Raw genomic sequence first — 13429 nt, 5'->3', positions numbered from 1 at the left:
TTTATTATTTTCTTTTGGTCCGGGCCGTGTATAATAGTAGAAATTAAGTATAACGGGTGGGGAATGAAAACCATGGGCGAAAATCGAATCAAGCTGGAAGATATCCTTGTGGCCAGCCATGTGCTGAAGGATGTGGTGCATCATACGCCACTGCAAAAGAATTATATCCTGTCGGAAAGATACGGCTGCAATGTGTTCCTGAAACGGGAAGATTTGCAGGTGGTGCGTTCGTTCAAAATTCGCGGCGCTTATAATCTCATACGCAGCTTGTCGGACGAGCAGCTCGCCAAAGGCGTCGTCTGCGCCAGCGCGGGCAACCATGCCCAAGGGGTCGCATACTCGTGCAGAGCGCTCGAGATTCCGGGCAAAATCTTCATGCCGACGACGACCCCGCGCCAGAAGATTTCACAGGTGAAGCTGTTCGGCGGCAAGTTCGTGGAGGTGCTGCTGATCGGAGACACCTTCGATGATTCGCTGCGCGAGGCGCTCGCATACGGGGAACGGGAAGGGGCGGCGTTCATCCATCCGTTCGACGATGCGAAGGTAGTGGCGGGGCAGGGTACCGTCGGCATGGAGCTGATGGCGGACATGCGCGAGCCGGTCGATTTCGTCTTCGGCGGCATCGGCGGCGGCGGCTTGATGGCGGGCATCGGCACGTACGTCAAGAGCATCAGCCCAGGCACGCGCGTCATCGGGGTGGAAGCGACCGGCGCGCCGTCGATGAAGCAATCGCTCGATGCGGGGGGCATCGTTACGCTCGGCGAGATCGACAAGTTCGTCGACGGCACGGCGGTGAAGCGCGTCGGCGAGTTGAATTACACGATCGTGCGCGAGGTGGTCGACGACATTGTCGTCGTGCCGGAAGGCAAGGTGTGCACGACGATTCTCGAGCTGTACAACGAGAATGCGATCGTGGCGGAGCCGGCTGGCGCGCTGCCGGTGGCCGCTTTGGACTTGTACCGCGAACAGATCGCGGGGCGCAACGTCGTCTGCGTCATCAGCGGCGGCAACAACGACATCGACCGGATGCAGGAAATTAAGGAACGGTCGCTTATTTACGAAGGACTGAAGCATTATTTCATGGTTAATTTTCCGCAGCGTGCAGGCGCTTTACGGGAGTTTCTCGAGTTCGTGCTCGGCCCGACAGACGATATTACGCGTTTCGAATATACGAAGAAGACGAGCAAGGAGAACGGCCCGGCGCTCGTCGGCATAGAATTGAAGCATAAGGACGATTACGGTCCGCTGCTGGAACGGATGAACGAACGCGGTCTCCAGTACAGCGAGATCAATAAGGATCCGTACTTGTTTAATTTGTTGATTTGACGGAGGGTGAGGACTATTGCAGGAAAAACAAGAGACGGTGACCGACACGTTTTTGGAGGACTACGAGGAGTTTATGGATGAGGACGATCGTTGGTGTCCTGCGGGCCGATCCTTGCCGGGCGCGCGCGACCGCAACGGGCTCGCACGGAGAAGGCGCGGCACGCGGCTGTAGACGAATGCCGTAGAAGGCGTGAGGACAGGCGGATGAGCGCGCTGCGCGAAGGGGCGTCAGAGCGGAGTATGGGCGGCCTTCGCATATCTCCCGGCTGCTCCCGGCTGCACTGCGGATGTGGGCAACTACCAGACATCCGCACGCTCCGAACAAAAAAAGCCAAGCTTGGACCGGAGCCGGTCGCAGCTTGGCTTTTACGTTTATTTGGCGGTGACGGCCTGGATGTCGAGCACACCTTGATAAATCGAATCGAACAACTCGTCGAGGTTCGCTTCTTCGATGCAGGAGAACGCGACGCGCAGGTCGGTTTCGCCGAGGGCAATCGTGCCGATGGCATATTTATCAAGCAAATGCGTGCGCAGCGCTTCGGCTTCGACCGTTTTCAGCTTCAGGCACATGAAATACCCGGAGTTGAACGGGTAGTATTCCCAGACATCGCCGTACTTGCCGCTGTCGAGCAGCGCTTTGACCCGGTTGGCGCGGCCCTTCATGATGTCGAACTTCTCTTGCTTTTGCGCCTTGAACTCGGGCGACTGCAGCGCATGCAGCACGAACGTCTGCGACGGGTGCGGCCCGCTGGAAATAGTGGCGCGGATAATGCCCATCGTTTTTTGCTCCAATGCGGCCAGCATGGCATCGCTCTGACCGGCGTAGGTGATGAAGCCTACACGGAAGCCCCACACATACTCTTCCTTCGTTGCGCCGTCGATTTTGACGGACAGCACGCGAGGATGCAGGCCGGCAAGTTGCCCGGCAAGCGATTCCTGCAGGGAATCTTCGAAGAACAATCCGAAATACGCGTCGTCCGTGACGGCTACGACATTGATGCCGGCTTCGGCGGCTTCGCGGATCGCGGCTACGATCGCTTGGCCTTCTTCGGCGCCAGGCGTATATCCCGTCGGGTTGTTCGGGAAGTTCAGCACGACGATCGCTTTTCCTTTATCTTTTTGCGCCAGCAGCGCTTCGCGCAGTCCTTGCGCATTGAAGCGGCGGTCCGCATTGTAGAGCGGATAGTACACAAGCTCGGCGCCGCGGCGGATGCCGAAGGTCAGCTCGTAGTTTTCCCAGTTCTTATCCGGAATGATGACGGCGTCGCCGGGACCGGCGAACAGGTCGGCGACGATGCTGAGTCCGTGCGTAAGCGCATTGGTGACGATCGGATTGCCGAGTCCTTTGCCTTGCAGGGACGGATTCTCCTCGATCATCTTTGCGCGCCAGGCGGCACGCAGCTCCGGCTTCCCGGCCGGAGGGGCATATTCGTAAATGTCCTTCGGTTGATAGGCGGACAGCGTGTCTTGGATCACCTTGAGGTGCATCGGCTGACCGTTCTCCAGCGCTGTTCCGATGGTAGCATTGAATTTCTTTGCTTTGGCCTTCGCCTCGGCGGATTGGCTCAAGATCCCTTCTTTCGGGAAGTAAATTTGCCGGCCGAGCTCGGATAGCATTTCGTAGACGTGCGCATTTTCCTGAGCGATCGTCTCGTTCAGTTTCTGGGCAAGAGAATTCATGAATTTCATTCCTTCCTAAATCTTTCTTCCGTACATTAGCCAATATTATACCACTTTGACGCGGGAGCGTCACGGTGGTTTTTCCCGGGCGTGTTGACGGCGGTCTGCTAAAAAATGCTCCAATCGCACGCTTCGGACATCGTCTGCAGCAAATGAACCCCGGCGACGCTGTTGCCCTTATCGTTCAGCGCCGGGCCTACGACACCGATGCCGTATTTGCCCGGCACCAGCGCGAGGATGCCGCCGGCGACGCCGCTCTTGGCCGGCAGCCCGACACGGATGGCGAACTCTCCGGACGCGTTGTACATCCCGCACGTAATCATGAACGACTTGGCGATCTGCACGTAGCGCCGCGGAATGAGCTCGCGCCCCGTATCGGGCTCCTTGCCGTTCAAGGCGAGCACCAGCGCCATCCGGGCAATATGATGGCAGTTGACCTCAATGGAGCAGTGCTTGAAGTAGACGTCCAGCACCTCCTCAACATCTTCCTCCAGTACGCGGTTGTCCTTCAGAAAATAAGCGAGGGAGCGGTTCCGGTGCGCGGTCGCCGATTCGGAAGCGTACACCGCTTGATTGTACGTCAGCGACGCATCGCCGGCTATCGTACGAAAGAACGTCAGGATCCGTTCCGTCTTCTCCTCCGGCGTCCTGCCGCGAATCAACGAGGAAATGACGATCGCCCCCGCATTAATCAACGGGTTGAAGGGGATGCCGGGTTCCACGAGCTCCAGCTTCAGCATGGAATTGAAGTCGTCCCCGGTCGGCTCCATGCCGACTTTGCGGAACACGCCTTCTTCGCCTTGATCCATCAGAGCGAGCAGCAGCGTAAATACTTTGGAAATGCTCTGCAGCGTAAATGCATGCCCGCACTCGCCTGCAGAGATTTTCTGCCCGTCGGGGGCCATAATCGTTACGCCTAGCGCATCGGCCGGGGCGTGTGCAAGCTCGGGGATGTAGCTGGCAGGCTTTCCGTATGCGGCTTGCTGCCGGCTGGCTTCCAGCCAGGACGGCAGCAAGCCGCATAACTCGGCCCATTCGGTCTCGGTTTTCATTGTAAGCCTCCTTGGCGGATGTTGCTCCGGGTTTTTCTCTAGCATACCCGTTTACGCCTGTTTTTGGAAGCTGCGACGCGGTTTACACAAGGAAAGACCAATTGCGTAGGCCCGTCGCGCATGTTCCTGAGTGAAAGGGATAGCCGCTCAAAGCGTCGCTGACACACACCGCCCTGCTAGGCAAAGAGAGCAGGCCTGTTGGCCCGGACCATACATCCGCATGCCAAAGGATGGACCGCTCGATCGTTTAAGCTTCCTCCTTCGCCCATTCCTGAAGCTTCCGGTCTCCCGGAAGGAAGAACGTAAGCAGCCCGATGATCGGCAAAAAGCTGACCCAGCTCATGACGCTTTGCAGGTGATACTTATCGATCAAACCGCCCAGCGCAACGGCGCCAAGCGCACCAAGGCCGAAGGCCAGGCCTGTGATCAGGCCGGAGACCGTGCCGATTTTGCCGGGAATCAGTTCTTGGGCATAGACGACCGAGACGGAGAAGCTGGATAAGATAATGAAGCCGTTGATCAGTAAAATCACGTAAGCCCAGAAGGCGTCGGCGTAAGGCAGAATTAGTGCAAGCGGAGCGGCGCCGAACATGGAGAAAAAGATGACGTTGCGCCGGCCGAATTTATCTGATAGCGGACCGCCCATGAACGTCCCGACCGCCCCCGCGGCGGCGAACAAAAAGATATACAGCTGGGCTTGCTCCAAGCTGATAGAAAACTTTTCCATTAAATAAAACGGGTAGTAAATCGTAACCCCGGCATGGTACCACGAACGGGCAAAGACGAGGAAGATCAGCATAACGACAGCAAATTGAATGTGCTTCTTCCGCTTTCGATCCATCACACGGACGCCGTTCCTCCGGGCGGCCGGCGGATTTGCGGCTACATAACCGCTATACCAGCGTGAAATGAACAGCTGAACGGCGATGCCGATGCCTGCGACCGCCGTAAACCAGATAGCGCCAATCTGGCCCAGCGGGGCGAACACGAGGGCGGTCATCACGGAAGCCAGCGATTGGCCGGAGTTGCCGCCCACTTGGAAGATCGACTGGGCGAGTCCGCGCCGGGAGCCTCCGGCCATGTAGGCGACGCGCGAGCCTTCCGGATGGAAAATGGCCGAGCCGACGCCGATCAGCAGCACGGACAACAGCACGAGCGTGTAGTTCGGCGCGATCGCCAGACCGAGCACGCCGAGGAACGTAAATCCCATGCCGATCGGCAGCATATAAGGGCGCGGCTTGCGGTCCGAATACAGACCGACCACGGGCTGCATGACGGAAGCGGTCATGTTCAGCGCAAAGACGATGATACCGGATTGCGTATAATTCAATTGCATCGTTTCTTTCAATATCGGCAGGATGGCGGGAATGACGGATTGAATCGTGTCGTTAAACAGATGAACCAGACTGATAGCAAGCAAAATGCGAAAGACAGTCGGCTTGACGTCGGCTTTCGGCGGTTGACGCAAAGCCGGACCGTCGGCGGCCGTTCGGGTTTGTAAAGACATGTGAAGCGCTCCTTTCCCGGAGGGAACATAAAAGTCGGTACGTGCAGGCTGGCAAGCACGTACCGACTCATTCTAACGCGAGGACTGGGCCGGTTTTAAGGTGCCGAGAGCCTCGCCCATTTTGACTTTGCTGCCGACTGTGAGATCGGATCGGGCTTCGTACGTGCCGCTTTCCATGAGCAGCACGACTGTAGAGCCGAACTCGAAATACGCGAGCTCGTCACCGGCGGACAATTTCTCCGGCAGCGGCGATACGTATTGGATGGAGCTGACGTTCAACGCGCCGACCTTGACGACGGCGACTTCGCCGGTACCGTGCTGCATGTACGTAATAAGCCGCTCGTTACGGCTGAGTACGCGGCGCATATGCTTTAACCCGAAATCGTTGACGGGGTACACTTTGCCGGGGATGTGCTCCTTCTCGATAATCGTTCCCGAGATCGGCGCATGAATGCGATGATAGTCGGTCGGGCTTAAGTAAAGCACGTAGAAATAGCCGTTCGTATAATTGATGCGCCGCGGGCTATGCGCCAGCAGCTCTTCGACGGTGTAATCCTGCCCCTTGACGCTCAGCATCGTTCCTTCGCGTATGTCGCCCATCCCGGTGATCAAAGCGTCTACCGGACTGACAACGCTGTTATCGGCGGTGTGAACCGGACGCAAGCCGGGTTTCAACCGTCGCGTGAAGAAGTCGTTTAACGACGCATATTCGTGCAGCGCTTTCTCCGCATCTTCAACGCGGATGCCGTACGTCTTGGCGAACTGCGCAATGAACGTGCGGCTGGCACGCGATTTGGCGAAGGCTCCTGTGAGGCGGGATACGGTCTTGCGCGATGAAAGTTCCGTTAAGAGCCGAAAAAACGTTATCTTCATGGGGTTTATGCGTCACCTGTTTCCTTCGTTAACGTAGTTTGAATCTATCGATATCTTGACACAGAACCGTAGACAAAGCAACCTGCAAACAGCCGTAAAAAAAGCACGAAGGCCCCCGAAAGGGCCTTCTACTTGCGCGGTCCGGTCGATTTTCACGCCTAGGTGCTTTTCTTGTATTCACCGCAAGTCATGCAGGTCGCCAAATTAACATGAATCGGGCTGCAGGAACCGGAAAATTTGGTGCAATGTACTGGCGTCCGGCAATACGGATCGCCATGCACCTGCGTGCAATATCCACAATGCGACACCATCTCGATGGTGACGAACACCGGTTCAACCGCTTCGAATTCACGATGAATTATGTTTTCCATGGTCTCGCTTCCTTTCCGTTAATAAAAAAAGATAGCGCTTCCAATATGATCTGACGCCTTTTCTTATCGACTTCTGTCCACCGCTTTTGCCAGCTACCGAGAAACCCCCTTAGAACGTATCGACCAAATTATGGAATATGACAAATCAAAGTAATATTAACAGAATTCAAAACGATTGACTAGGCCGTTTCTGCAAAGATTTTTTTAAAAAGATAAGCAAGGAAAGCCATTGACATTTATTTCAATCGTGTTAATATGTTTATGTCACTAGGGGAGCCGCATCGGCTGAGATTGGATCAATAGATCCTAGACCCTCTGAACCTGATCTGGATGATACCAGCGTAGGGAAGTGGAGAGCGTAAGCACGCTGGTTCAATAGTGCTCACAAGGCCGCTTCCGAATCGATCGGGGGCGGCTTTTTTGGCGTAATCCGCACAGGGGAGACAGGCGAGCCTTGGGACGTCTTGTAAGGACAATTATTTATAAGAAGAGAGGGATCGTCCATGTCAAAAGGTTTGAAATTGACCGATATTTTGGTCACTATCGTGATTGCGGTCGTGTTTGCTATTATTTATCGCTTGTGGGGCGACGTATACAACGTACTTAAAGTACCAGGCTTGCAGTTGGAACAGCTCACGTACGGAATGTGGTTTATCGCTGCCACGGTTGCGTTCCTTATTATTCGGAAACCCGGCGTGGCGCTGCTCGCTGAAATTGCGGCTGCATCCGGTGAGCTATTGGCCGGTTCGCAGTACGGGGTCGAAGCTTTGACGTACGGCATTGCACAAGGGTTGTGCGCAGAGCTGATTTTCGCTGCGTTCCTGTACCGGAACTTCTCTTGGGCAGCGGCCGGCCTGGCGGGTATGGCTTCGGGCTTCGGCGCCGTGGTGTTCGATTATTTCAAAGGCTATTTGCTGGAACTGACAACCTGGAACTTGACGCTGTATATCGTATTCCGCTTCGTCGGCGCTTTCGTCATTTGCGGTCCTCTCGCTTATGCGCTTGTGAGCGCGCTGGAGAAGACGGGCGTGACCCAGTTGGTGCGTCCGGTCAACAAAAGCGATTATAACGCCCTGGAACGTAAATAAGCCATGATGAGCGCATTCGATACAGGAACGACAACTCCGGGTCTATGGGTATCGCAGCTTCGTTTGAAATTTCCCGGCAGCGCGTCGCTGCTGTTCGATGACTTGTCGCTGCATGTCCGGCCCGGCGAGAAGGTGCTGCTGCTCGGACCGAGCGGCTGCGGCAAATCGACGCTGCTGCAGGTGTTAAGCGGCTTGATACCGGACGTGATCGAGGTGCCGATGAAGTTCGACGGGATCAGCCGGCCGACATCTTGGGGATATTTGTTCCAAGACCCGGACGCCCAGTTTTGTATGCCCTATGTGGATGAGGAGCTGGCGTTTGTTCTGGAAAACTTGCAGGTGCCTCGGGAGAGGATGCCGGAGCTGATCCGCTTTTATTTGGAAGAGGTCGGGCTAGCGCTTGAAGATCCGCACTTTCCGATCGCCTCGCTGTCTGGCGGTATGAAGCAGCGGCTGGCGATCGCCTCGCTGCTGGCGCTCGATCCGGCCGTCTGGTTTCTCGACGAGCCTTCGTCGCTGCTCGATCCGGAGGGCACGCGCGAAGTATGGGAAACCGTCAAACGGGTGACGGCGAACAAAACCGTACTGATCGTCGAGCACAAGATTGACGATATCGTCGATTTCGTCGATCGGGTCGTATTGTTTGACACGGACGGCCGGATGCTGGCGGATGGGGAGCCTTCGCGTATTTTCCGCGAGCATCGACAAGAGCTGCAGACCTTCGGCATCTGGTACCCCGGCATATGGGACGACTACAGCCGCAAGCGTAAGCTTTCCGCCGAACGCGGCGCTGCATGCAAGCCGGGCGGAACAGGCGAGCCCTTGATCCGGCTCCGTCAATTTGCCGGATACCACGGCAAGGCGAAGAAGATTGAGGTGGACTTGGCCGAGCTGCATCCGGGCGAATGGGTGACCGTCGTCGGCAAGAACGGGGCGGGCAAAAGCACGCTGCTGTCCGCCCTGATGCAGCTCATTCCGACAGAGGGCGGTTATTGGATGAACGGGTCGGCGGTGAAGGGGCTGACTGACGTCGTCGATACGGCCGCATTCGTCTTTCAAAATCCGGAGCTGCAGTTCATCGCGAACAGCGTGTTCGACGAAGTCGCTTTTAATTTCCGGAGGGATGGCGAACCGGAAATCGGCGTTGCCGCGAGAACGGAGGCGCTGCTGGACGAGTTCGGACTGCTGCCGCAGCGGAACCAGCATCCTTATCAGCTGTCGCTCGGCCAAAAGCGCCGGCTCTCGGTAGCCGCCGCCACGGTTAAGGCGCAAGCCTTGCTGCTGCTGGACGAACCGACGTTCGGACAGGATGCGGCCAGCACGTTCGCGCTCCTGGAGAAGCTGGAAGCGTGGCGCGCGGAAGGCATCGCGATCGTGATGGTGACGCACGATCCGGGCATCGTGCGCACGTTTGCCACCCGCGTCTGGGAAGTGCGGGACGGCAAGCTGGCTGCGGACATGCTTCCGGCTGCGTACGAAGCGACCGGCAGAGCGTCCGGCACTGGGTCTGAGCAGCAAACGGTTAAGGTGAGGAGTTGAACGTCCATGCCACTGATGAAGGCAGGCCGCGAAACGTGGCTGCACCGGGTGAATCCGAGTTTTAAACTGCTGCTGTCCGTCGTGATTTTCGTGATCGTGCTGTTAACGCATAACATTAACGTACTGATTCATGTCACATGGATGTACGTGCTGCTGCTGTTTCTCGCTTCCGGTCAGCCGGTGTGCAGGCTTATGCTGATTATGCTTCCGTTCGGGATCATGTTCGTTTCGTCCGCCACCTCGATGGTATTTTTCGGTCAAGGCGAGACGACGTGGTTCCGCTATGGCCTCGTGCATATTACGGAAGAGAGCTTCTTCCGAGGCATGCACATCGGCTTTAAAACGATCGACATGGCGCTGATCGGGCTGCTGTTCGGGTTGACGACGAATCCGGTATTCCTGTTTTATTCCTTGATGCAGCAACTGCGGCTGCCGCCCCGCTATGCGTACAGCTTCATGGCCGCGATCCGGCTTATCCCGATTGCTGCAGCCGAATACCGCACGCTGCGTTCGGCCTTCCTGGTGCGCGGCGTGCGAATGCCGCGGGGCTTGCGCGGCGTGCTCGATTCGGTCAAGCGGTATGCGATTCCGCTGCTGGCGCAAAGTATCCGCCGCGCCCAGCGAATTGCCGTCGCCATGGAAGCGAAGCGCTTCTCCGGCAGCGGAGCGCGCACGTTTTATTACCGCATCGGCTGGTCGGGGAACGATGCGGCGCTGGTTGCGCTCATGGCGTGCATCTGGTGTGCCGCGCTCGTGTTTGCCACGCAGCTGCCGCACTTTAGCATGACAGACGTGCGTTAACCGCATGTCTTGCGAAGTCGATTTCATCGGAAAATTTGGAGGAGGCTGGTCTTTTTATGAAATTTTCAGAGCAACTTCGGGCTGCGGTCGATACAAGCTGGAACGCAAGCTTCGAACATCCATTCGTTCGCGGCATCGGCGACGGTACGCTGCCTCTCGATTGCTTCCGCCATTACGTGTTGAACGACGCTTACTATTTGTCGCAATTCGCCCGCGTGCAGGCGCTTGGTGCCGCAAAGGCCGGCGATCTGTACACGGTCAACCGGATGGCGGTTCACGCCCAAGGCACCTACGGCGCGGAGCTTTCCCTGCATGAGAAGTTCGCCAAGCTGCTCGGCATCACCGAGGAAGAACACGCGGCGTTCGAGCCGGCGCCTACGGCCTACGCCTACACCTCGCATATGCTGCGCGCGGCTTATTCCGGCTCGCTCGGCGACATCGTGGCAGCCATCCTGCCTTGTTATTGGCTGTACTACGAAATCGGTGAGCGGCTGCAGTCCTGCACGCCTGACGAACCGATTTACCGCGAATGGATCGCAGCTTATGGCGGTGAATGGTTCCGTGAGCTGGTGGAGGAGCAGATTGCGAGGCTTGACGAGCTCGCGGAGCAGGCGTCCGAAGCCGATCGCGAACGGATGAAGCGCCATTTCGTGATCAGCAGCCGGTACGAGTACATGTTCTGGGAAATGGCTTACGACAAGGAAGCGTGGCCGATCGATTAAATCGTTGATAGGGTACAGAGGGTCGAGCTGAACAAGCAGATCTTCCGGAAAGCGGCGAAGGGGCAGCCCCTCAAGAAGGTCAATTCCTGACCTTGAGGGCTGCCCCTTTTGCTCAAGCCGGACGCGGTTATCAACGTTTCGGATATAACGGGTACGCCACTTGGGTCGGCACCTCGATCCAGATCATGCGCAACTTGTCGTTGTCGCCCGCTTTCAATGTCACTTCGGTTGGTTGGTCGGCTCGCATCGTCATGAAGTCTTGGTGGTTGAACGCCGTATCGGAGCCGTTCGCTTGCGTCCACGCGCCTTGGCCGCGAATGGCCAGCGCCGTCAGCGTACGTCCGCCGGGGATGGTATGCGTATAGGAAGCGCCCGGCTCGAGCTCGATGTCCCAGACGTGCACGTCGGCGACGAGCTCGATGGGCGAGCCTTCGCCGATCACCGTTTTGAGCACGGCGCCGTTCGCTTGGCGGATCGGGAACTCCTCATGCTCGAACTGCTTGTACGTCGGCTTCCGCTGCATGGCAGCGCGCAGCTCAGGCTCGAACCAAATCTGGAAGCCCTCCATATCGGGGCCGATGAACCGTTCCTCGTGCGAGACGCCCGAGCCGGTTTGCATCACCTGCGCACCGCCGGGGCCGACGACGCTGCGGGTGCCGAGCGTATCGCCATGCTCGGCTTTGCCCTGGATGACGTACGTCATGATCTCGAACCCTTGATGCGGATGCAGCCCGATGTACCCTTCATGCTTGGAGAATGCCCAAGACCAGTAAAAAAGCGGTCCGACTCCTTTCACGACCGAGCCTTCGCCGGGAAATCCGACCGGCTTCCGCTCGGTGATTTTGCCTCCGTCGAAAGCGCCGGTACCCTGCATGCTTGGGGGATATACCATGATTTGCATAACAATCGTCTCCTTAATATCTTAATATTGAGATAAGTGTGCGGCCGGACACGCGGAGCGTTAGTCGGCGGGGAGCTTGAAACTTTCTTTAGCGCTGATACCCAGCTTCTTAAGCAGCGCGATCGCTTGCCGCTTCTCTTCCGATGTGAGTCCGGCCACCGCATTCGCAACGACCTGCTGGTGCGCAGGGAAGGCATCGTTCAGGAAGGCAACCCCTCGTTCCGTAATCTCGGCAAAACTGACCCGCCGGTCTTCGGGACAAGGCTTGCGGACGACAAGCTGTTTCTGCTCCAGCTTATCGATGACGTAGGTGATGTTGCCGCTGGTCATCAATATTTTCTCGCCGATCTGCTGCAGCGGCTGCGGTCCCTTGTGGTACAGCAGCTCAAGCACGCCGTATTCCGTCGGATTCAGCCCATGCCGCCGGATGTCCCGATGCGCGTGCGCCGTGACCCATTCGCAAGCCCGGGAGAGGACGACAAATAAGTGTAAAGATTCATCGCGTTCATTCGGCATAAGTATCGTCCTTTCTGCAATTTGAAGGAAGCAATAATCTTAATATTAAGATAATTCAATGGCATGTAAAAGTCAAGCTGCAGCCAGTCCGGCCACGAACGAACCTTCCTGCCTGCCCTCGAGGCAGCGCCCGGCTGGAAGGCTTGGCGGGGAAAGCGAGCCGCCGCCTTCCGATTCGCGCCGCGGCGGCTCCTCCGGGCGTCCGGTCCCGGCTAAGACCGCGCAGCCAGCCAGCGCATCCGGTACACGTTCATGCCGGTTTGGCCGAGTTCCTCGAGCAGGCCGTAATTGGCCCAGGCGCCGACGACGGCGCCGATGCCGGGGACGAGCTGCAGCATTTTACGGAAATCGATCGTATCGCGGTATTCTTGCTGCAGCTGCCTCCAGTCGATGTGCGATTCGAAGGAATCTGCCGGCGGCAGCGATTTCGACGTCTCGGGCCATTCGGCAAGCGTGCGAAGCAGGGCCGGCTTGATCGCCTGGCTGGAGAAGGCGAGCTGAAAGATGTGCAGGATGTACAACCGCTCCCGGTAGTCGAGCGTGGAATGTCCGTATACGTGGGCCAGCTCGAACAGAAACTTCATCTTAATGCCGATCAGGATCGGAAAATCGGCCAAACCGAGCAGCAGTCCGCCCGCTCCGGTGCCGGCGCCCTCGGCCGCGGCCAGCTTTTTGTAGAAAGCGAGCAGTTCCGCCGCCTTGTGATCCCGTTCGGCAAGAGAAGCGGCGGCCAGCGGCTCGTTCTTCGGGATATAGTCCATCGTGAAGAGGGCGGATCGTACGATGCCTTTGACGGCGGCGGTAATGGCCGTATGCACTTTCTCGGGAATCACCTGGTTAATCCGGGTTTGCACCGCTTTGGACGTTTTTTCGAAGAGGCCGGGCGTCTTCAGCAGCTCCTTCTCCCAACGGATCAGCGCTTTGGCGGTTTGCTGCTCGTACACGGTATATTTGCCGTTCATCATGATCTTCACCTACCGGATCGTATACTGGGTTCTCCATAGTTGATACGCATGGCAAAGAAAAAGTATGCGGACCGGAAACAAAAGGCAT

General features: G+C 57.3%; 14 protein-coding genes, 1 pseudogene and 1 riboswitch. Of the genes and pseudogenes, 7 read left to right on the top strand and 8 right to left on the bottom strand.

Going from position 1 to position 13429, the window contains the following annotated elements:
- Positions 1–72: 72 nt before the first annotated feature.
- Both ilvA and FKP33_RS27140 read left to right on the top strand, forming a co-directional pair.
- Positions 73–1326: a threonine ammonia-lyase IlvA gene (ilvA, locus tag FKP33_RS11575; RefSeq protein WP_372814393.1), complete on the top strand. Its 1254-nt coding sequence runs from the start codon at positions 73–75 to the stop codon at positions 1324–1326.
- Positions 1327–1342: 16 nt separating this feature from the next.
- Positions 1343–1498, top strand: coding sequence for a hypothetical protein (locus FKP33_RS27140; RefSeq protein WP_164751890.1), 156 nt, complete (start codon positions 1343–1345; stop codon positions 1496–1498).
- Between the two features lie 200 nt (positions 1499–1698).
- On the opposite strand, the gene FKP33_RS11570 is transcribed toward FKP33_RS27140, so the two are convergent.
- The 5 genes from FKP33_RS11570 to FKP33_RS11550 all read right to left on the bottom strand — a co-directional run bounded on the left by FKP33_RS11570 (position 1699) and on the right by FKP33_RS11550 (position 6809).
- On the bottom strand, positions 1699–3006 hold the full coding sequence (locus tag FKP33_RS11570) for an aminotransferase class I/II-fold pyridoxal phosphate-dependent enzyme (protein WP_141335107.1): 1308 nt from the start codon (positions 3004–3006) through the stop codon (positions 1699–1701).
- Positions 3007–3113: 107 nt separating this feature from the next.
- On the bottom strand, positions 3114–4058 hold the full coding sequence (gene glsA / locus FKP33_RS11565; protein WP_141335105.1) for a glutaminase A: 945 nt from the start codon (positions 4056–4058) through the stop codon (positions 3114–3116).
- Positions 4059–4305: 247 nt separating this feature from the next.
- Positions 4306–5565, bottom strand: coding sequence for an MFS transporter (locus tag FKP33_RS11560; protein WP_127608840.1), 1260 nt, complete (start codon positions 5563–5565; stop codon positions 4306–4308).
- A 72-nt stretch (positions 5566–5637) separates the two neighbouring features.
- On the bottom strand, positions 5638–6438 hold the full coding sequence (gene asd, locus FKP33_RS11555; protein WP_141335103.1) for an archaetidylserine decarboxylase: 801 nt from the start codon (positions 6436–6438) through the stop codon (positions 5638–5640).
- 158 nt (positions 6439–6596) lie between these two features.
- Entirely contained in the window at positions 6597–6809 is a 213-nt protein-coding gene (locus FKP33_RS11550; protein WP_054798337.1) for a hypothetical protein, read from the bottom strand.
- A gap of 259 nt (positions 6810–7068) precedes the next feature.
- Positions 7069–7174: riboswitch (TPP riboswitch) on the top strand.
- 138 nt (positions 7175–7312) lie between these two features.
- Here FKP33_RS11550 and FKP33_RS11545 point away from each other — a divergent pair.
- The 5 genes and pseudogenes from FKP33_RS11545 (at position 7313) to tenA (ending at position 10959) form a co-directional block, all read left to right on the top strand.
- Positions 7313–7897 carry an ECF transporter S component gene (locus FKP33_RS11545; RefSeq protein ID WP_054798336.1) on the top strand — a complete coding sequence of 195 codons (585 nt, stop codon included), beginning with the start codon at positions 7313–7315 and terminating at the stop codon, positions 7895–7897.
- A gap of 105 nt (positions 7898–8002) precedes the next feature.
- Positions 8003–8398: pseudogene (locus FKP33_RS29025) on the top strand (ABC transporter ATP-binding protein); the annotation flags it as partial.
- A gap of 159 nt (positions 8399–8557) precedes the next feature.
- Positions 8558–9436: an ABC transporter ATP-binding protein gene (locus FKP33_RS29020; RefSeq protein ID WP_464621147.1), complete on the top strand. Its 879-nt coding sequence runs from the start codon at positions 8558–8560 to the stop codon at positions 9434–9436.
- A 6-nt stretch (positions 9437–9442) separates the two neighbouring features.
- Positions 9443–10237 carry an energy-coupling factor transporter transmembrane component T family protein gene (locus FKP33_RS11535; protein WP_054798335.1) on the top strand — a complete coding sequence of 265 codons (795 nt, stop codon included), beginning with the start codon at positions 9443–9445 and terminating at the stop codon, positions 10235–10237.
- A gap of 56 nt (positions 10238–10293) precedes the next feature.
- Positions 10294–10959, top strand: a complete 666-nt coding sequence (tenA, locus tag FKP33_RS11530; protein WP_054798334.1) for a thiaminase II — start codon at positions 10294–10296, stop codon at positions 10957–10959.
- Positions 10960–11089: 130 nt separating this feature from the next.
- Here tenA and FKP33_RS11525 read toward each other — a convergent pair whose 3' ends face one another.
- The 3 genes from FKP33_RS11525 to FKP33_RS11515 form a co-directional block, all read right to left on the bottom strand.
- Entirely contained in the window at positions 11090–11860 is a 771-nt protein-coding gene (locus tag FKP33_RS11525; protein ID WP_127608835.1) for a pirin family protein, read from the bottom strand.
- A gap of 60 nt (positions 11861–11920) precedes the next feature.
- Entirely contained in the window at positions 11921–12376 is a 456-nt protein-coding gene (locus FKP33_RS11520) for a MarR family winged helix-turn-helix transcriptional regulator (RefSeq protein WP_054796937.1), read from the bottom strand.
- Positions 12377–12588: 212 nt separating this feature from the next.
- A complete protein-coding gene (locus FKP33_RS11515; RefSeq protein ID WP_127608873.1) occupies positions 12589–13338 on the bottom strand; it encodes an EcsC family protein in 750 nt (249 codons plus the stop codon).
- Between the last annotated feature and the right edge of the window lie 91 nt (positions 13339–13429).

Source organism: Paenibacillus sp. tmac-D7 (assembly GCF_006519665.1).
GTDB classification, from domain to species: domain Bacteria; phylum Bacillota; class Bacilli; order Paenibacillales; family NBRC-103111; genus Paenibacillus_G; species Paenibacillus_G validus.
This window is presented reverse-complemented; position numbering and strand designations above follow the sequence as displayed.

Coding starts and splice junctions, on each gene's coding strand:
- ilvA (WP_372814393.1), top strand. CDS start 73: ATGGGCGAAAATCGAATCAAGCTGGAAGATATCCTTGTGGCCAGCCAT.
- FKP33_RS11570 (WP_141335107.1), bottom strand. CDS start 3,006: ATGAATTCTCTTGCCCAGAAACTGAACGAGACGATCGCTCAGGAAAAT.
- glsA (WP_141335105.1), bottom strand. CDS start 4,058: ATGAAAACCGAGACCGAATGGGCCGAGTTATGCGGCTTGCTGCCGTCC.
- FKP33_RS11560 (WP_127608840.1), bottom strand. CDS start 5,565: ATGTCTTTACAAACCCGAACGGCCGCCGACGGTCCGGCTTTGCGTCAA.
- asd (WP_141335103.1), bottom strand. CDS start 6,438: ATGAAGATAACGTTTTTTCGGCTCTTAACGGAACTTTCATCGCGCAAG.
- FKP33_RS11550 (WP_054798337.1), bottom strand. CDS start 6,809: ATGGAAAACATAATTCATCGTGAATTCGAAGCGGTTGAACCGGTGTTC.
- FKP33_RS11545 (WP_054798336.1), top strand. CDS start 7,313: ATGTCAAAAGGTTTGAAATTGACCGATATTTTGGTCACTATCGTGATT.
- FKP33_RS29020 (WP_464621147.1), top strand. CDS start 8,558: ATGCTGGCGGATGGGGAGCCTTCGCGTATTTTCCGCGAGCATCGACAA.
- FKP33_RS11535 (WP_054798335.1), top strand. CDS start 9,443: ATGCCACTGATGAAGGCAGGCCGCGAAACGTGGCTGCACCGGGTGAAT.
- tenA (WP_054798334.1), top strand. CDS start 10,294: ATGAAATTTTCAGAGCAACTTCGGGCTGCGGTCGATACAAGCTGGAAC.
- FKP33_RS11525 (WP_127608835.1), bottom strand. CDS start 11,860: ATGCAAATCATGGTATATCCCCCAAGCATGCAGGGTACCGGCGCTTTC.
- FKP33_RS11520 (WP_054796937.1), bottom strand. CDS start 12,376: ATGCCGAATGAACGCGATGAATCTTTACACTTATTTGTCGTCCTCTCC.
- FKP33_RS11515 (WP_127608873.1), bottom strand. CDS start 13,338: ATGAACGGCAAATATACCGTGTACGAGCAGCAAACCGCCAAAGCGCTG.